Here is a 17,899-nt window from a genome sequence, read left to right as displayed (position 1 = left end):
CCGAAGGGCGCCAATCATATACCGTGCGTCCCACTCAGGCCAAATCCTGTCGCTAATTAACAAACTTTGGATGTTGCCGGACAGGACAATTTTATATTTCCAGAGCCTGTCTTAGGGTTGAAAGGCCTAGCGCGTGAGGCAAGGGCTTATAGATGTCGGCATCACAAGGAATGTCATGAAATGTTGTTATCGTTACAGGGTAAGGCGCCACCGGCAAAAGCAGGATGCCCGCTTTGATCGGCGAATCGGGCTTAAATACGCCGTTTGGCCCAAGATTCTGACAGCGGGAGAGCGGATCCTGTTTACTAAAACTGTGTAACAAAATGTCAATAAAAATGTCGGCGGCGACCATTGCCGCACGACCCGCTCTTGCACAAAATAACGCTCCACTGTGCGGGGGCACCGTGGTGTGATTGCTGCTGCGATCAGTTTATTGCTCGGCGCCGTATCCCATGTTCTAACAAGTTTTAACTGGGCACCTGCAGGCGATGACCGGCCGTCCCTCATAAATAATGACGGTATTACTTAAAACAACCCACACTGCTAGAGGAGTATCACCATGGATTTGCAAGGAAAAGTAGCGATCGTTACTGGCGGCGCATCAGGTCTCGGTGAGGCCACCGTCCGCGCCTATGTGGCCAAAGGGGCCAAGGTTGCCATCTTCGACATGAACGAAGAGCGCGCCAACAATATCATCAGCGAGCTGGGTGCTGATAACGTTGCTTTCTACAACGTCAACGTGACTAACGAAGAGTCTGTGCAAAGCTCAATCAACGACGTTGTTGCCAAATGGGGCGGTCTGCACATTTGTAACAACTACGCCGGCATCGGCAACGCCATTAAAACCCTGGGTAAAGATGGCGCCTTCCCGCTGGACGCCTACAAAACTGTTATTGAAGTGAACCTGATCGGTACCTTCAATGTTGCTCGTTTGGCTGCTGAGCAAATGGCTAAAAATGACCCTTACGACGGCGTGAACGCCCGCGGTGTAATCATCAACACTGCCTCTGTTGCCGCTTACGAAGGCCAAGTTGGCCAGGTGGCTTACAGCTCTTCCAAAGGCGGCGTTGTGGGCATGACCTTGCCGATGGCTCGCGATCTGGCCTCTTACGGCATTCGCGTTAACACTATCGTACCCGGCCTGATTCACACGCCCTTGTTTGAAACTCTGCCCGAGGCAGCCTACAAGTCGCTGGAAAACAGCGTGGTTAACCCCAAGCGTCTGGGTCGCCCTGAAGAGATCGCTCACCTGTCTGTGATGATGGCAGAGAATGAGTACATGAATGGCGAATGTATCCGTCTGGATGGTGCCATCCGCATGCAGCCTCGCTAAGGCGGGCGCTGATTTTGGGCCGGTTAACCGGCCCATTTTATTTTCACGCGACAGATGTATAAGCCGCTGACGGGCTAAACCAATGGGTATTGGACATAGTGGCAGCGCGACTGGATTTCCACGGGGAGGAGTCAAGCGATGAGCGAAGATGCAGTTTTAGTAAATGTAGAAGATGGCGTGATGGTGGTGACCATCAATCGTCCGAAAGCAAAGAATTCCGTCAATCTGGCCGTCGCCAAAGGCATTGCGGCGGCAATGGATCAATTGGATAGCGACGACTCAATTCGCGCCGCCATTCTCACCGGTGCCGACAACACCTTTTGTGCCGGTATGGATTTGAAAGCCTTCGTGACTGGCGAGCTGCCCATGATTAAGGGCCGCGGTTTTGCTGGGCTGGTCGAGAAACTGCCGCAAAAACCCTTGATTGGTGCTGTGGAAGGTTTCGCCCTGGCCGGTGGTTGCGAACTGGCCCTGAGCTGCGACGTGCTGGTTGTGGGCGACAACGTTAAGTTTGGCATCCCCGAAGTAAAACGCGGCTTGGCGGCTGCTGCCGGTGGCCTGATGCGTTTGCCCAAGCAAATTCCCCCCCGCATCGCCATGGAAATGGCACTGACAGGCGACTTTATCAGCGCCCAACGGGCCTATGAACTGGGCCTGATCAACCGCATCGTGCCGGCGGGTAGCGCTCTGGAAGGTGCCCTGGAAATGGCGAAAACCATCGCGGCTAATGGCCCCATGGCGGTACTGGCGTCAAAACGCGTTGTGGTGGAATCTGGCAACTGGTCAGAAGAGGAAATGTGGAAGAATCAGGCCGCCATTGTCGACCCGGTTTTCTCCAGTGAAGACGCCATTGAAGGCTCAAAAGCCTTTGCTGAAAAACGTGCCCCCAATTGGAAGGGCAAGTAAGCCAATATTCTTGAGAGGATTTAGCGATGACTGAAGCGTGGATTATTGATGCATGCCGTACCCCCCGCGGTATTGGCAAAGCGGGCAAAGGCGCCCTGGCCGGTATTCACCCCCATCACCTGGGAGCCACCGTGCTCAAGGCGATTGCCGAGCGCAACAACCTGAACACTGCCGATGTAGATGACATTATCTGGGGCACCAGCTCCCAGCGCGGCGAGCAGGGCAGCGACCTGGGCCGTATGGCGGCTCTGGAAGCGGGCTACGATGTAAAAAGCAGTGCCATGACCCTGGACCGTTTTTGTGGCTCGGGCATTACCACCGTCAACCTGGCGGCGGCGACAATCTCAGCCGGTTTTGAGGACGTGGTCATCGCCGGTGGTACTGAAATGATGTCCAACTACGGGCACGCGGAGAATAACCCCTCCATGTTCCTGGATAACGGCAACCTGGTGTTGCGGGAAATGCATCCCCAGCCCCACCAAGGTATCTGTGCCGATGCGATTGCGACACTGGAAGGCATCGAACGTGAGGCCCTGGATCAGTTGGCCGTGGTCAGCCAGGAGCGCGCCGATCACGCTATCAAGAATGGCCATTTCGACAAGAGCCTGGTGCCGGTTTATAAGCAAGACGGTACGTTGGCCCTGGACAAAGAAGAATTCCCCCGTCCCGGCACCACGCTGGAAGCGCTCTCTCAGCTAAACCCTGCTTTTGAGAAGCTGGCCAATTTGCCTCTGGACGAGGCCGGCACCACCTACGCTGGCTTGGTCAACAAGGCGTATCCCGACCTGAAAATCAAGCACGTTCACCACGGTGGTAACTCCTCGGGTGTCGTGGACGGTGCCGCAGCACTGCTGATGACATCCCCCGAGTACGCCAAGAAGCACGGCCTGAAGCCCCGCGGCCGGGTTGTGGCGATGGCCAATATGGGTGATTCCCCCACCTTGATGCTGAATGCCCCGGTACCCGCCACCAAGAAAGTACTGGCCAAAGCCGGCCTGACTTTGGACGATATCGACCTGTTTGAAATCAACGAGGCCTTTGCCGTCGTGGCCGAGAAATTTATCCGCGACCTCAACCTCGACCGCGACAAAGTCAACGTCAATGGTGGTGCAATGGCGCTGGGTCACCCCATCGGTGCCACGGGTTCCATTCTGATTGGCACGGTGCTGGACGAGCTGGAGCGCCGCGACCTGAAACGCGGTTTGATCACCATGTGCGCTGCGGGCGGTATGGCGCCGGCCATTATTATCGAGCGTATGTAAGCGGAGCCTGAGCAATGAAAACACGTGTAACTGAATTGCTGGGCACTAAATATCCCATTATCCAGGGCGGTATGCAGTGGGTAGGGCGAGCAGAGCTCGCCTCCGCCGTATCCAATGCCGGTGGCTTGGGTATTCTTACCGCTCTGACGCAGCCGACTCCGGAGGATCTGTACAAAGAGATTCTTCGTTGTAAGGAAATGACCGACAAGCCCTTTGGCGTGAACCTGACCATCCTGCCTACCATCAATCCGGTACCTTACGATGAGTATGCGGAAGCGGCAGTAAAAGGCGGTATCCGCATTGTGGAAACCGCCGGGCGCAGCCCGGAGCCTTTTATGCCTTACTTCAAGGAGAACGGGGTTAAGGTCATTCACAAGTGCACCTCGGTGCGCCACTCTCTCAAAGCGGAGAAAGTGGGTGTGGATGCGGTCAGTGTCGACGGCTTCGAGTGTGCCGGTCACCCCGGCGAAGACGACGTCACCAACCTTATCCTGCTGCCGGCGGCGAAAGCCAAACTGAAAATTCCGATGATCGCCTCAGGCGGTATCGGCGATGCTCAGGGCATGGTAGCGGCTTTTGCGCTGGGCGCAGAGGGGATCAATATGGGGACTCGCTTCTGCGCCACCCAGGAAGCCCCGATCCACGACAACGTCAAGCAGGCAATGGTTCAGGGCGATGAGCGTCAAACGGCGTTGATCTTCCGTACCTTGAACAACACCGCCCGGGTATTCCGCAATGCCATTGCCGAGCAAGTGTTGGAGATAGAAGGCAAGGACGGCGATACCGATTTTGCCGATCTACAGCCCCTGGTGGCTGGTGCTCGGGGTCGCGAAAAAGTACTGGAAGGTGGCGATACCGATGATGGTATCTGGACAGCAGGTATGGTGATTGGCCTGATCAATGACATCCCGACGTGTCAGGAGCTGCTGGACCGCATGGTGAGCGAGGCCAAGGCCCTGATCGCCGAGCGACTCACCACACCCTTCGCGGACTAACTCCTCCAAAAAAACAACAAGCCTCATTGACGCGGCGCGGCATGGCAACATGCCGCGCTTTTTTGTGTCTACTCAGTGCCTGAGCCTGTCAGTAGATGGGGTGGTTTACTGACGGCGCCGATACAGGCGCGGCGCGACCCCTGTCCACTGTTTAAAGGCCCGGGTAAAGGCGCTGGTCTCGGAAAATCCGGTCTGCAACGCGATATGTTCGATGGACAGATGGGGCTTGCCGAGATAATACAGTGCGGTATCCCGTCGGCACTGGTTTTTGATCTCGTTGTAGCTGGCACCCTCACTGGCCAGCCGGCGGCGCAGAGTCTGCTGGTGAAGCTTCAGGTCGGCGGCGATGTCGTCAATGGTGGGGCTGAGGTGGAGGTTTTTGCTCAGCGCTTGGCGCACCCGCTGGGACCAACTTTGCTGTTTGTATTGCTGCACCAAAAGCACCAGCAAAGGGTGGTGAAGGAAGTGATGCAGGGATTGTTCATTTTGCTCCAGTGGTAAGGCCGCCACCTGCGATGACAACGTGAGGGCAAATCGCGGCCGATCAAATTGCACCGGTTGCCCTAAAAACACATGTCGGTAGTCGTCGATATGGGCCGGCACTGGGGCTGCCATGTCAATTGACACCAGGGGCACGTGTTGCCGCACCAGCCAGCTGGCAAAGCGGTGCAGGGTGTACATCATTTGCTCCCAGGCGTAGAGGGTGTAGTCAAAATCGGACCGCCCAGCCTCGATAGTAATCCGCAGGTGCTCCCCGTGCCGCTCCAGGCTGGGCTGTAGGCCGTCCTCAAACATGCGATAAAAGCTGCAGCAGCGATCCAGGGCTTCCCCCAGTGTCGGGCAGTGAATGACTGCGTGGCACATATTGGCCCAGGTACCGGGGAGCAGGCGTCTGGGTCCATAACCGAGAAACTCATCGCCCATGGCTTGCACGGCCTTGGCTTGCAGCATGGCAAAGCGTACCGCCGAAATTCGCGCGTAGTGCTGGTCATAGAGCTCAGGAGGAATGCCGGCTTGACGGAGCAATTCGGTGCGATCCAGACCGGCGGCGGGGGCGTGGTGAAGCACCGCTCGGACAAAGTAATTGGAAATGGAAATATTGAGCATGTCGGTGACCGGCCCCAGGGGACGGAATTAGCTGAGGCGAAGATCGTTGCTAGAGACGTCGTGCAATCATAGCGGCCTGGCTTTCTAAAAAATAGATTTCTTCGGCGGTGAAGGGCTCGCGCTGCTCAAGTAGGCTGGAGTAGTTTAGGGTGCCCCATACCGCCCCCTTATGCCACACCGGTGTGCTGATGTAGGCTTGCAGGGGAAAGGTTTGGTACAAGGGGTGAGCCTGAATGTGGTTGAGGGCACTGCTGCCAGACATGGAAATCGTTTTGCGGTTGTGGACGACATCCCGGCAGTAGGTGTCCTTAAGGGGATAGTGCTGACCTCGCTGAAAGGTATCATCTACCGCACTGACATCGACCACATAATAGGTGTCGCCCACCACGTGGCTGAGAATGCCTGTGCTGAGCCCCAGCCGTTGACAGCCGAGCTCCAGAGCCCGGTTAATGATCGGATCGGCGGGCAAATTGGCTGTGACACGTCGATGTGAGGTCGATTCTTGCATGGAGGACATCCAGTGATAGAGGCATTGCCGTTGCGGGAGTTGCCCGCTGCCAGCGATTAAGCGGTGGCGATTTTCCTTAATTAGTCTAGCAGGCTTTACCTATCGCGTTATAAATGCCTCAACATGCCCGTCTGGGCCACAACCAGCACGTTTAACAGGAGTCGCAATGAAAGATGCCAATACCGTATTAGCCAGTGCCGCACCGGTAATGCCGGTGGCGCAGTTTGAATCCCTCGATCACGCCAAGGCCTGCGCCGAGCTCTTTGCAGAGGCGGGCGTGCCCGCCATTGAGGTGACCCTGCGCCACCCGGATGCCTGGCAAATGGTGGCAGTATTTCGGGACGCCATGCCAGAGGCGCTGGTTGGGGTGGGTACGGTCCTCAACAGGCCGCAGATGCTGCGGGCGGTGGATGAAGCGGATTTTGTTATCAGCCCTGGGTTTTCACCCGAGTTGTCGGCCATTGCCCGCAAAACCCTGACGACCTATATCCCCGGCGTTGCCACTGCTACTGAGCTGATGGCAGCGATGGCCGACGACCACCGAGTCTTGAAGTTCTTCCCCGCGTCGGCAATTGGTGGTGTGCCCCTCCTCAAAGCCCTGGCGGCGCCCTTTGCCGACGTGCGATTTTGCCCGACCGGGGGCATTAAGCAGAGTAATTATCGCGACTTTTTGGCCCTGGAGTGTGTGAGCTGTGTAGGCGGGAGTTGGCTGGTGCCGTCCATGCAGGCGCTGCGCGACGATCGCTCGGGCTGCCTGAGTATGCTGACGGAGCTGTACAAAAAATAGTCTAGTGATGAGGTGAGCAGCGGGACAGTCAATCGTGCATACCCCGATACCAATGTGATTTAGTTCACATTTCGCGCAATAAAGTTGCTCTAACATACGTATTTAGCCTTATACTGCCTGCCGTGACCTTGGAGTAGGGGCGGCGACCCATGTCGGGTAAACGTGATAGTGACGACCAAAAGCGCGAGCAGCGATACCGAGACCAAAAGCTGGTGCACTGCATCTATACCGCGCAGCTAAAAGCGCCACTGGACGAGGTGGAGCTGGAAGCGCACCTGCAAGACCACTATCAACAGGTTGACGCTGGAGCGCTGACTGGAGTGAGCCTGTGCGAAGGGCGTCGGCTTTTTCATGTCATTGAGGGGCCGGAGCAGGAAGTGGACCGGCTCTATAAAACCATGTCCATCGACAAAGTCAGCCGCCAGACCGTCAAGCTCGTCCACAAGCCGATATCCCAACGGGATTTTTCCAGCATGTCGGCGGCCTATGGTGAGGCAGGAAAAAAAGTGTTCACCAGGCTTGAAGGAAATGGCGCTCCGGCACTGCCGCGCACGCGGCTCCGCTCGCTGAAAAATCGCGATACCGCCAACTTGCTGGAGCAATTCCTGGAAGGGCGTTGGCGCAGCCGGGACGATTAGACGCCCTGGCGAATCGGGATGCAGACCCAATCACCCTGCAAAACGGCCTATTCGCCGCCAAGCTTCAATAAATAACCTCGAAATTCCGTGATCACCTCACAATCTGTTAAAATACCGCTTTAAGATTCCGCAGTTTGGAGAGACGTCGTATGGCGGAACAGGCTATCGCGCAAGAATTGGTTCGGGAGCACTTGGCGCGCTTGAACGAACCGTCGCCCATGCCCCCGTCCGAGAGAGACGCCCTGCGCAACCGCATTAAGTCCCTACTCAAGGAGCGTGACGCGGTTTTGGTGGCGCATTATTACACCGACCCCGAAATCCAGGCGCTGGCCGAGGAGACCGGCGGCTGTGTGTCCGATTCCCTGGAAATGGCCCGCTTTGGCCGCGATCACCCGGCCTCGCAGCTGGTGGTGGCCGGCGTTAAGTTTATGGGGGAAACCGCCAAGATCCTGTCGCCTGAAAAGCGGGTCATGATGCCTACCCTGGAGGCGACTTGCTCCCTGGACATTGGCTGCCCAGCGGATGAGTTTGCCGCCTTTTGTGACCAGCACCCCGACCGCACCGTGGTGGTCTATGCCAATACCTCAGCGGCCGTGAAGGCCCGGGCGGATTGGGTGGTGACCTCCAGCATTGCGCTGGATGTGGTGGACTACCTGGACAGCCAGGGGGAAAAGATTCTGTGGGCGCCGGATAAGCACCTCGGCGATTATGTCGCCCGGGAGACCGGTGCCGATGTATTGCTTTGGGACGGTGCCTGCATCGTTCACGAGGAGTTTAAGGCTCAGGGCATCCTCGACCTGAAAAAGGTCTATCCGGAGGCGGCAGTACTGGTGCATCCCGAGTCACCGGCGTCAGTGGTGGCGCTGGCGGATGTGGTGGGGTCGACCACCCAGATTATTAACGCTGCCCGGGACTTGCCCAACCAGCAGGTGATCGTGGCTACGGATCAGGGGATTTTCTACAAGCTTCAACAGCTGGTGCCCCACAAGGAGCTGATTATCGCGCCCACTGCCGGCAACGGCGCTACCTGCCGCAGCTGTGCCAACTGCCCCTGGATGGCCATGAATGGCCTGCAAAACCTGGTTACGGTGCTGGAGCAGGGGGGCAATGAAATTGAGGTTGATCCTGAGCTGGGTGCCAAGGCCATGAAGCCGCTGACCCGTATGCTGGATTTTGCCGCTGCCCGGCGCTAGGCCTGGCGGCGCTTGTGCATAGCGCTACTTCACTTGGGTAACATCATTTCAATGCTGTAGAGCGGAGCGCCGCTCTACAGTTCTTCAATGCGTTTTTTCAGCTCGTCGATGTCTCGTAGTCGCTGACGAATTCGCCCCTCAAGCACGCTGTTATCCCCTGCCAGTCGGTAGGCGTAGCGGAGCTGGGCGCTGGCGCGTTCGAACTGACCCACCAGAATAAAATACTCTGCCCGGGCGCGGTGCACGCCGAGGATATTGCGTGCCAAGCCGCGCACTTCCGCCAATTGATACCACAGTGCCGGATCATTCGGACGCACTTCGCTGAAGTCTGTCAGTAGTTTATCGGCGGCCCCCACCTGGCCATCCTGCTGCAGGGCATCGGCCAGCAGCATGGTCAGCGGGTAGTTATCAGGGCTGAGAGCCAGCCGGCTGCGCAAGAAGCTTATTGCTTCCTGGTAGCGCTTTTCCCCAATTAACAAACTGCCCTGGGCGCACTGGTAGGCAATGCGACCGGGGTCCTTATTCAACAAGACCTCGAGGCTTCGCCGTGCGTCGTCCCAGCGCTCCAGTTTAAGCAGCGCCAGGGTGCGGCCATAGCGATGGGCTTCGCCGTTGGGCCCTTGGGTATCTTCCCAGCGGCTGAGCAAATCCTCGGGCTTGTTACTGTGGTGCACCACAGCCCGGGCCCGCATTAACTGAAAGTTGAGGTTGTCGGTATAGACCTGCCGGGGGTACTGTCTCGCTCGGTTTTTGCTGTCGCTGATACGGCTATCGGTCAGCGGGTGAGTCAGTAAAAATTCAGGCGGTTTAGCGCGAGCGTAGCGGACTCGCTCGTTCATATTCTCGAACATGGAGGGAATGCCGTTGGGGTCCATATCGCTCTTGGCAAGGGTATCCATGCCGAGGCGATCGGCCTCCTGCTCGTGCTGACGACTAAAGCGCAGCCGGTTTTCCAGTGCCGCTGCCTGGGAGGCAGTAATAGCGGCAATACCGGCGTCGGAATGGGTGGTGGCGGCCAAGATCACACCGGCCAGCAACCCGGCCAGAGTGGGCAGGGTGGCTTCCCGGGCTTTGTCCAGGGAGCGAGTAAAATGGCGTTGGCTGAGGTGGGCTAGTTCGTGGGCCAACACGCCGGCAAACTGTGACTCGTTATCGGCGTTGAGAAACAGCCCGGTATGAATGCCGATAACACCGCCGGGCACTGCAAAGGCGTTGATGGTGCTGTTGTCCACCAGCACGGTTTCCAGTCGGCGGTCTTTTAACTCGCTGTTGGCGGCCAGTTGGTAGAGCAGATTTTCGGTATAGTCCTGCAGCAGCGGGTCGGGGAGGGTATCGGCCTGGGCACGGAACATCATCAGCCAGGCGCGACCGAGCTCGTGCTCTTGTTGCATCGAGTAGGGGGAGGCGCTGACGTCGCCGAGGTCGGGTAGATCATCACCATTGCCGCCGCCAGCCGCGGGGCCAATGTGAAACAGCAGGGCGCTAAGTACAATCAGTGCGCGTCGATACACGGTGCATCCTTTTTTACTTTATGGTCCAGATGATAGCAGACTCCGGCCAGCTCCAACTAAAATGCTATCACTGCGCGTATTGACACTAGGACCGATGCCGGCGCTAAAAGTGCCAGCTTGGGTGGCGTCCTTCCCCGGGCTATACTGCGCTGTCAGCCCGATGGCTAAGAACACATCACAGCGAGGAAGCCGATCCTACTATGACTGATATCGCCCAGCGACTGGATGCGAGTGGCTTGGATTGCCCACTGCCATTATTAAAAGCCAAGCAAGCCCTCAATCGCATGCAGTCGGGGGAGAGGCTGGAAGTGGTCGCCACTGACCCGGGCTCTCAGCGCGACTTCGACGCCTTCTGCCGACAGAGCGGCAATATTCTCCATCTCTCTGAACACGATGCGCAGCAGTACCGTTATATCATTGAGAAACGCGCGGACTGAATGCCAAAAGGACCGGGGAATTTTCTATCATGTTAAGAATACTGCGATCCTGGTTTGATCGGCTGTTTGCCGAAGAAGAGTCGGTGGTATTGCTGCTGATGATGTTGATGGGGCTGCTGCTGTTTGTGGTGGTCGGCAATATGCTGATCCCCATTATCACCAGTGTGGTGCTGGCCTTTATGATGCAGGGCCTGCTGGCGCGAATTATGGCCATGGGGGCGAGCCGCTGGGTGGCGGTATTAATTGCCTATCTGGTGTTTTTGACCCTGTTTCTTGGCGTTCTGATACTGCTGCTGCCGCTGGTATGGCAGCAGGCGGTGAATCTGGTTCAGGAGCTGCCGACCATGCTGCGCAAGTTGCAGCAACTCTTGCTGGTGTTGCCTGAGCGCTCTGAGTTGTTCACCGAGGCGCAAATCCGCGACTGGATGGCCATGGCCAGTAACCAAGTGGCTTCGGTGGGGCAGTATGTGGTGTCCTTCTCACTGGCACAGTTGCCCAATGTCTTGGCATTGATGATCAACGTCGTGCTCATTCCCATCCTGGTATTTTTCTTCCTTAAGGACAAAGCCCTGATTCTGGACTGGTTGGCGGGGTTCCTGCCCAGTCGCCGGCCACTGTTGACCTCGGTGTGGGAAGAAATGAACGATCAGGTGGCGAACTACGTGCGCGGCAAAGCCGTAGAAATCGTGATTGTTGGTGTGGTGTCCTACATCGCTTTTGCGGTGATGGGGCTCAATTACGCGGCCTTGCTGGCACTGGCGGTCGGGCTCTCGGTACTCATTCCCTATATCGGTGCGGCCGTGGTCACGGTACCGGTATTGCTGGTGGCTTTTCTGCAATGGGGCTGGGGCAGTGAGTTTTTTACCGTTTGCATTGTCTATGGAGTAATCCAGGCGCTGGATGGCAATGTGTTGGTGCCGCTGCTTTTCTCTGAGGCGGTGAATATGCACCCGGTGGCCATTATTGTTGCGGTATTGGTATTTGGTGGTCTGTGGGGCTTTTGGGGGATATTTTTTGCCATACCCCTGGCGACGCTGTTTAAGGCCATCCTTTACGCCTGGCCCCGGCACAATTATCGAGCCGGAGAGGCACGGGAGGCGGGTCCAGAGGAGGGTGGCGACGAGCCGTTGCCCCAGTCTGACCCCAGCACTAATTGATTAGCACTGAACGGGCAAGCACGAACTCAACAAGCACCAAATCAACAAGTATCGATTGAAAAGGATAGTGTGTGCGTAGTAGCAAAACCCTAGCGGCGATATGGGCCGCACTGATCGTCTCTGTATTGGTTTCGGCCTGCAACGGACCGCTGACGGCGATGACCGGGCTGTCCTTGAACAGCAATGAGCAGGGCATTCACTTGCCCGAGACCGACAAGCGCCAGTTTCGCTACCTTGAACTGGATAATGGCTTAAAGGTCTTGCTGGTTTCTGACCCCGGTGCAGACAAAGCCGCGGCCTCCCTGGATGTGCAGGCCGGCAGCGGCGACGATCCCCGGGACTACCAGGGGCTGGCTCATTTTCTCGAGCATATGCTGTTTCTGGGCACGGAAAAATACCCCGAGGCGGGCGAGTATCAGCGGTTTATTTCCGCCAATGGCGGTGGCCACAATGCCTTTACCAGTTTTGAACATACCAATTACTTTTTTGATATCCGCGCCGATGCGCTCGAGCCCGCGTTGGACCGTTTTGCCCAATTCTTTATTGCTCCGCTGTTCAACGCCGAGTATGTAAACAGGGAAGTCAACGCGGTGGACTCCGAGTACCGGGCGCGGATTCGCGATGACCGACGCCGAGAGTTGGCGGTGTTTAAATCCCAACTTAATCCCGCTCATCCCTTTGCCACCTTCTCGGTGGGCAACCTGGAGACGCTGCAGTCCGACAAAGAAGAGGCCTTAAGAGAGCAATTGTTGGACTTCTACCAGCGCCACTATTCCGCAAATCGCATGAGCTTGACCGTGATTGGTGCCCACTCGCTGAATGCCCTGGAAAAAATGGTGGCATCGCGCTTTGGCAAAGTGGTAGACCGGGAGCTCAAGCGCACTCCGATTGCCGAACCGCTGTTTGATGAGTCGCGTCTGCCGCGCTGGGTGACCATTCAACCGGTGCAGAATGAGCGGGCCCTGTCGGTGCAGTTTCCGGTACCCGAAAGCCGGTCGCTGTGGCGCAGCAAGCCTTTGAACTATATCGGCAACCTGCTCGGGCACGAGGGCCCGGGAAGTCTGTTGTCGGTGCTTAAAGAGCGGGGCTGGGCCGAGTCTTTGGCGGCGGGCCAAAGTCTCAATTTTGACGGCCAGAGCCTGTTTGGCGTGGAGGTTACCCTTACCTCCTTGGGGATGGCGCGCACCGACGACATCGTCGATTTGTTGTTTGAAGAGCTGGCCTTGATACGGGACAGCGGCATTGCCGAGTGGCGCTATCGCGAGCAGAGCCAACTGGCCAGGCAGCAGTTTCTTTACCGCACTCGCTCAGCACCCATCAACGAGGTGGTGCAGCTAGCAACCAACCTGCACCGCTATCCCTTTAGGGAGGTGATTCGCGGTGACTACCAAATGAGCGAATTCGATGCCGAGCAAATATCCCGTTTTCTCGCGGCGATGACACCGGACCGGGCCTATATATCGCTCATGGCGCCGGAGGTCGATACTCAGCAGAGCATTGCTCGCTACCAGGTTGACTACGGCGAGCGGAAACTGGATCAAAACACCGTGGCGCAATGGCAGCAGACCGGAGCGATAGCCGAACTGGCGATGCCGGCTCGCAACGAATTTATCGCTGAGGATTTTTCCCTGAGCAGCGGTGGCCGCGCCATTCCCCGCGCTGTTGAAAACGACCACGGTGTATCGCTGTGGTGGCGGGATGACGATCATTTTAATATCCCTAAAGGCCGCGCCTACGCACTGCTGGAATCGCCCCTTGCGGCGAACACTGCCGAGAGCCTGGCCCTCAGCCAGCTGTGGGTAAGCATGGTTGAAGACCAGCTCAATGAACGCACTTATCCGGCGCGTTTGGCGGGCTTAAGCTACAACCTTTCCGCCAATTGGCGGGGCATTAACTTCACAGTGAGCGGTTTTGACGACAAACAAGCGCTGCTGGCCAGGGAGGTTCTCCAGGGCCTGGTGGACCCCGAGTGGCGAGTCACTCGGTTTGAACGTCTCCGTGCCCGAAAGCTGCGAGCGCTGCAAAACAGTCGAGAGCAAGCCCCCTACAAGCAGGTGATGGCAGAGTTGCCCAGGGTGTTGCGCAGCGACCAAATGGATCTCGACGCCATGATAGCGGCCACCCAGGCCGCGACCCTGCCGGCGATAAAAGCCCACGCCAAGCGGGTGCTGTCTGCAATGAATTACCAACTGCTGGTGGATGGCAATTACAGTCGTCAGCAGGCGGAGACCTTTGCCGCCGTGGTGGCCGATGTACTGCCGGCACCTGGGGCGCAGGCTGCCCCCGAGCAGTTTGTGCGGGCCCTCGCTCCCGGTGCGGCACTGCGGCGGGGTGTCACCAGCTCACACCAGGATGCGGCTTTGGCTAGCTACGTGCAGGCCGCTGACCCGGGCAAGCGCGATCGGGTTGCACTGGGTGTGGCGGGTCAGATGATGAGTGCCGACTTTTATTATCAATTGCGAACCCAGAAGCAGCTGGGTTACGTGGTGAACGCCGGAGTTTACCCCCAGCGTGATATTGGCGGTTTGATGTTTTTGGTCCAGTCACCGGTGATGGACGCCGCAGGTTTGCAGCAGGAGGTCAATAACTACCTCCAGCGCTGGTTGGACGCCGGGGTTAGCGAAGCGGACTACAAACAGCACAAGGCGACATTGCTGGCCAAATTGCGGGAAGCACCCAAGAACCTGTCAGAGGCGGCGGAGCGGCACTGGGATGATTTGCTGGACGGTTACACCGATTTTGATCGTCGGGAGCAACTGATCGCCGCCCTCCATGACTTGTCCTACGAGGAATGGTGGCAGCGGGTGCAGGCGACACTGGACCCGTCACAGCGGCGAGTGCTGAGCGTGTATCATCTGGGTCAGTGGGCGGAGGCGGTGCCCAGCGGTGAGCCACTGGAGGCAGCCGCGCCACTGCCAGAGGGCAGCTATCGCTTTCAATAGCCCCAGAGATTACTGTGTGAACAGGCCCTAAGTGTTTGTTTTTAATATTACTGCAACAAAGTATTTTTTATAAAAATAGTTAGATTTTCTTGAATTATAATGAGTGAGCTGTAAGAATCTGTCTCGCCTTGTAAGCTGATAACCCAGCCGACGGGGCAGACCGTTGACCCCCAAGCGGGTCAAAAACGACTAAACACTCGGGTAATGCCCGGCCCAAAAGGCCGGTGCGATATCCACCAGGCCAGGTGATAACCGTCACTGACAGGCACAGATGCACCGCTGCTGACCGCAACAAAGGTGCCGCCTAGAATCGCGGAATATTCAAGCGCAATGCTTGCTGGTCTGGGACGCCTTTGTGATCTGGCGTGCCATAAGCCCGTGCCCTATGCCCGTGCTTTATGTAGTAGCCACGCCCTCGCAGAGTCGTCCGTCCATAACATCAAGTAAGGACTGTGCTCATGCCTCAAGAACTGGATCTACGCGACGACATCGACCCACAGGAAACCCAGGAATGGCTCGAAGCCATGGACGGGGTGATCACCCACAGCGGGGTTGAGCGGGCGGCCTACATCGTCAACCGCGCCTCCAAGCACGCCGCCCGTCAGGGTGTGCGCTTGCCGGCAGCCATCACGACGTCGTTTCGCAATACCATCGAGCCCAAAGATGAAAAGCGCATGCCCGGCGACTTGTTTATGGAACGGCGGATTCGCTCGCTGATCCGCTGGAATGCGCTGGCCATGGTGATGCGGGCCAACGATAACAGCGATGCGCTGGGGGGGCATATATCCAGCTTCTCGTCCTCGGCCACGCTCTACGACATCGGTTTCAACTACTTTTTCCGCGGTGGCGAAAAAGCCGACCTAATTTACTATCAGGGCCACAGCTCGCCGGGGATGTACGCCCGTTCCTTCCTGGAGGGGCGCCTAAGCGAAGAAGATTTGGACAACTTCCGTCGGGAAGTGGACGGCAATGGTCTGTCGTCCTATCCCCATCCCTGGCTGATGCCGGATTACTGGCAGTTCCCCACGGTGAGCATGGGGCTGGGTCCCATTCAGGCCATCTATCAGGCCCACGTCATGAAGTACCAGCAAAGCCGCGGTCTTGTGGATCATGGCGATCGCAAGGTGTGGTGCTTTATGGGAGACGGCGAGTGCGACGAGCCGGAATCCCTGGGGGCCATTGCATTGGCCGGGCGGGAGCGCCTGGACAACCTGATCTACGTGGTCAACTGTAACCTGCAGCGCCTGGACGGCCCGGTTCGCGGCAACGGTAAAATCATTCAGGAACTGGAAGGGGTGTTCCGCGGCGCCGGCTGGAATGTCATCAAGGTGGTCTGGGGTCGCCTCTGGGACCAGCTGTTAGAAAAGGACAAAACCGGCCTGCTGCGCCGCCGCATGAACGAGGTCGTGGACGGCGAACTGCAAAACTACAAGGCTAACGGTGGTGCCTACACCCGGGAACATTTCTTTGGCAAATACCCGGAGCTGCTGGAGCTGGTCAAAGACCTCTCCGACGACGACATCATGTACCTCAATCGCGGTGGCCACGACCCCTACAAGGTCTACGCCGCTTATGCCGACGCCGTGGAGACCAAAGATCGTCCCACCGTAGTGCTGGCGATGACAGTAAAAGGCTACGGCCTGGGCAGCGGTGGCGAGGCTCAGAACGAAGCCCACTCGGTGAAAAAGCTGGATATGGACGAGCTCAAGCGCTTCCGGGATCGCTTTGGCGTGCCCATCAGCGACGACGATCTCGCCAAGGTGCCGTATTACCGTCCCCCGGAAGACAGCCCCGAGATGCAGTACATGCACAAGCGGCGGCAGGAGCTGGGCGGTTACTTGCCGGCCAGACAGTCCGACTTTGAAGCCCTGGATGTGCCCGAGCTGAGCAAATTTGACGCCCAACTCAAGGACACCGGCAAGCGGGAAATTTCCTCTACCATGGCCTTTGTCCGCTTCCTGTCCACCTTGGTTAAGGACAAGAGCATCGGCAAGCAAGTGGTACCCATCGTGCCCGATGAGGCGCGGACCTTCGGCATGGAGGGGATGTTCCGGCAACTGGGGATTTATTCCTCCCAGGGCCAGCGTTACACGCCGCACGATGCCGACCAGATCATGTTCTATAAAGAGTCCCAGGACGGTCAGATACTGGAGGAGGGGATCACCGAATCCGGCGCCTTCTCGGCCTGGCTGGCGGCGGCAACGTCCTATGCCAACCACCGCACGCCGATGGTGCCTTTCTATATTTTCTACTCCATGTTCGGCTTCCAGCGGGTAATGGATTTGACCTGGGCGGCAGGGGATTCCCAAGCCCGGGGTTTCCTGATCGGTGCGACTTCAGGCCGCACCACGCTCAATGGTGAAGGCCTGCAGCACCAGGATGGCCACAGCCACCTGATGGCCAACATGATCCCCAATTGTGTGTCCTATGATCCCACATATTCCTACGAGCTGGCGGTGATTATTCAGGACGGCATGAAGCGCATGTACCAAGACAAGGAAAACGTCTTTTACTACGTCACGGTGATGAATGAAAACTATCACCACCCGGCCATGCCCGAGGGTAGCGAAGAGGGTATTATCAAAGGGATCTACAAGCTCAAGGCCGCGTCGAACAAGCGCGCCAAGCTCAAGGTTCAGCTAATCGGCAGCGGCAGTATTCTGCGGGAGGTGGAAGCCGCCGCCGAACTGCTCAAGGCGGATTACAAGGTGGATTCCGATGTGTGGAGCGCGACCAGCATCAACCAGCTCCAGCGCGACGGCATGGATTGCGAACGCTGGAATATGCTCCACCCCGACAAGAAACCGCGGGTGCCCTATGTGAGCGAGCAGTTAAACGGCAGTGGTGTGCCGGTGGTCTGTGCCACGGATTACATCAAGGGCTATGGCGAGCAGCTGCGTCCTTATATCAACGGTCGTTACGTGGTGCTGGGGACTGACGGCTTTGGTCGCTCTGACACCCGGGCCAAACTGCGAGCGCATTTTGAAGTGGATCGTTACTACGTTGTGGTCGCAGCACTGAAGGCCCTGAGCGACGAGGGTAAGATCGACGCGAAAGTGGTGATAGAGGCGATGAAAAACTACGGCATCGACCCCGAGAAACCCAACCCCCTTTATCGCTAGT

14 protein-coding genes are annotated in these 17,899 nt (G+C 57.4%); 11 read left to right on the top strand and 3 right to left on the bottom strand.

Annotated elements, in window-relative coordinates; genetic code table 11:
- Positions 1–559 precede the first annotated feature (559 nt).
- From I6N98_RS10920 to I6N98_RS10905, 4 genes are all read left to right on the top strand, one after another.
- Positions 560–1,333, top strand: a complete 774-nt coding sequence (locus I6N98_RS10920) for an SDR family NAD(P)-dependent oxidoreductase (protein WP_198568398.1) — start codon at positions 560–562, stop codon at positions 1,331–1,333.
- Positions 1,334–1,471: 138 nt separating this feature from the next.
- Positions 1,472–2,239, top strand: coding sequence for a crotonase/enoyl-CoA hydratase family protein (locus tag I6N98_RS10915; protein WP_198568397.1), 768 nt, complete (start codon positions 1,472–1,474; stop codon positions 2,237–2,239).
- A 26-nt stretch (positions 2,240–2,265) separates the two neighbouring features.
- Positions 2,266–3,501, top strand: coding sequence for an acetyl-CoA C-acetyltransferase (locus tag I6N98_RS10910; protein WP_198568396.1), 1,236 nt, complete (start codon positions 2,266–2,268; stop codon positions 3,499–3,501).
- Positions 3,502–3,515: 14 nt separating this feature from the next.
- Positions 3,516–4,496 carry an NAD(P)H-dependent flavin oxidoreductase gene (locus I6N98_RS10905; RefSeq protein WP_198568395.1) on the top strand — a complete coding sequence of 327 codons (981 nt, stop codon included), beginning with the start codon at positions 3,516–3,518 and terminating at the stop codon, positions 4,494–4,496.
- Positions 4,497–4,601: 105 nt separating this feature from the next.
- On the opposite strand, the gene I6N98_RS10900 is transcribed toward I6N98_RS10905, so the two are convergent.
- Positions 4,602–5,603, bottom strand: coding sequence for an AraC family transcriptional regulator (locus I6N98_RS10900; protein WP_198568394.1), 1,002 nt, complete (start codon positions 5,601–5,603; stop codon positions 4,602–4,604).
- A 49-nt stretch (positions 5,604–5,652) separates the two neighbouring features.
- Positions 5,653–6,111: a GAF domain-containing protein gene (locus I6N98_RS10895; RefSeq protein WP_198568393.1), complete on the bottom strand. Its 459-nt coding sequence runs from the start codon at positions 6,109–6,111 to the stop codon at positions 5,653–5,655.
- 166 nt (positions 6,112–6,277) lie between these two features.
- On the opposite strand from I6N98_RS10895, the gene eda reads away from it, so the two are divergent.
- The 3 genes from eda (at position 6,278) to nadA (ending at position 8,729) form a co-directional block, all read left to right on the top strand.
- Positions 6,278–6,898 (top strand): bifunctional 4-hydroxy-2-oxoglutarate aldolase/2-dehydro-3-deoxy-phosphogluconate aldolase, encoded by a 621-nt coding sequence (gene eda, locus I6N98_RS10890; protein ID WP_198568392.1) that lies wholly within the window; start codon positions 6,278–6,280, stop codon positions 6,896–6,898.
- A 149-nt stretch (positions 6,899–7,047) separates the two neighbouring features.
- Positions 7,048–7,536 carry a BLUF domain-containing protein gene (locus I6N98_RS10885; RefSeq protein ID WP_198568391.1) on the top strand — a complete coding sequence of 163 codons (489 nt, stop codon included), beginning with the start codon at positions 7,048–7,050 and terminating at the stop codon, positions 7,534–7,536.
- 149 nt (positions 7,537–7,685) lie between these two features.
- Positions 7,686–8,729 carry a quinolinate synthase NadA gene (nadA, locus tag I6N98_RS10880; protein ID WP_198568390.1) on the top strand — a complete coding sequence of 348 codons (1,044 nt, stop codon included), beginning with the start codon at positions 7,686–7,688 and terminating at the stop codon, positions 8,727–8,729.
- Positions 8,730–8,803: 74 nt separating this feature from the next.
- On the opposite strand, the gene I6N98_RS10875 is transcribed toward nadA, so the two are convergent.
- Positions 8,804–10,240: a M48 family metalloprotease gene (locus I6N98_RS10875; protein WP_198568389.1), complete on the bottom strand. Its 1,437-nt coding sequence runs from the start codon at positions 10,238–10,240 to the stop codon at positions 8,804–8,806.
- Between the two features lie 200 nt (positions 10,241–10,440).
- Here I6N98_RS10875 and I6N98_RS10870 point away from each other — a divergent pair, with 200 nt between their 5' ends.
- The 4 genes from I6N98_RS10870 (at position 10,441) to aceE (ending at position 17,898) form a co-directional block, all read left to right on the top strand.
- Positions 10,441–10,677 (top strand): sulfurtransferase TusA family protein, encoded by a 237-nt coding sequence (locus I6N98_RS10870; protein ID WP_198568388.1) that lies wholly within the window; start codon positions 10,441–10,443, stop codon positions 10,675–10,677.
- Positions 10,678–10,706: 29 nt separating this feature from the next.
- A complete protein-coding gene (locus I6N98_RS10865) occupies positions 10,707–11,834 on the top strand; it encodes an AI-2E family transporter (protein ID WP_198568387.1) in 1,128 nt (375 codons plus the stop codon).
- A gap of 71 nt (positions 11,835–11,905) precedes the next feature.
- The gene (locus I6N98_RS10860; RefSeq protein WP_198568386.1) at positions 11,906–14,776 is read left to right on the top strand and encodes an insulinase family protein; all 2,871 of its coding nucleotides are present in this window, start codon (positions 11,906–11,908) and stop codon (positions 14,774–14,776) included.
- Positions 14,777–15,234: 458 nt separating this feature from the next.
- Complete coding sequence (gene aceE, locus I6N98_RS10855) at positions 15,235–17,898, top strand: pyruvate dehydrogenase (acetyl-transferring), homodimeric type (protein ID WP_198568385.1); 2,664 nt, start codon at positions 15,235–15,237, stop codon at positions 17,896–17,898.
- Position 17,899 lies beyond the last annotated feature (1 nt).

This window comes from Spongiibacter nanhainus (assembly GCF_016132545.1).
GTDB classification, from domain to species: Bacteria; Pseudomonadota; Gammaproteobacteria; order Pseudomonadales; family Spongiibacteraceae; genus Spongiibacter; species Spongiibacter nanhainus.
This window is presented reverse-complemented; position numbering and strand designations above follow the sequence as displayed.

Bases quoted from the DNA above. Each gene is read 5' to 3' on its own strand.
- nadA (WP_198568390.1), top strand. From the start codon at position 7,686: ATGGCGGAACAGGCTATCGCGCAAGAATTGGTTCGGGAGCACTTGGCG.
- I6N98_RS10915 (WP_198568397.1), top strand. From the start codon at position 1,472: ATGAGCGAAGATGCAGTTTTAGTAAATGTAGAAGATGGCGTGATGGTG.
- I6N98_RS10905 (WP_198568395.1), top strand. From the start codon at position 3,516: ATGAAAACACGTGTAACTGAATTGCTGGGCACTAAATATCCCATTATC.
- I6N98_RS10910 (WP_198568396.1), top strand. From the start codon at position 2,266: ATGACTGAAGCGTGGATTATTGATGCATGCCGTACCCCCCGCGGTATT.
- eda (WP_198568392.1), top strand. From the start codon at position 6,278: ATGAAAGATGCCAATACCGTATTAGCCAGTGCCGCACCGGTAATGCCG.
- I6N98_RS10895 (WP_198568393.1), bottom strand. From the start codon at position 6,111: ATGCAAGAATCGACCTCACATCGACGTGTCACAGCCAATTTGCCCGCC.
- I6N98_RS10870 (WP_198568388.1), top strand. From the start codon at position 10,441: ATGACTGATATCGCCCAGCGACTGGATGCGAGTGGCTTGGATTGCCCA.
- aceE (WP_198568385.1), top strand. From the start codon at position 15,235: ATGCCTCAAGAACTGGATCTACGCGACGACATCGACCCACAGGAAACC.
- I6N98_RS10885 (WP_198568391.1), top strand. From the start codon at position 7,048: ATGTCGGGTAAACGTGATAGTGACGACCAAAAGCGCGAGCAGCGATAC.
- I6N98_RS10920 (WP_198568398.1), top strand. From the start codon at position 560: ATGGATTTGCAAGGAAAAGTAGCGATCGTTACTGGCGGCGCATCAGGT.
- I6N98_RS10900 (WP_198568394.1), bottom strand. From the start codon at position 5,603: ATGCTCAATATTTCCATTTCCAATTACTTTGTCCGAGCGGTGCTTCAC.
- I6N98_RS10865 (WP_198568387.1), top strand. From the start codon at position 10,707: ATGTTAAGAATACTGCGATCCTGGTTTGATCGGCTGTTTGCCGAAGAA.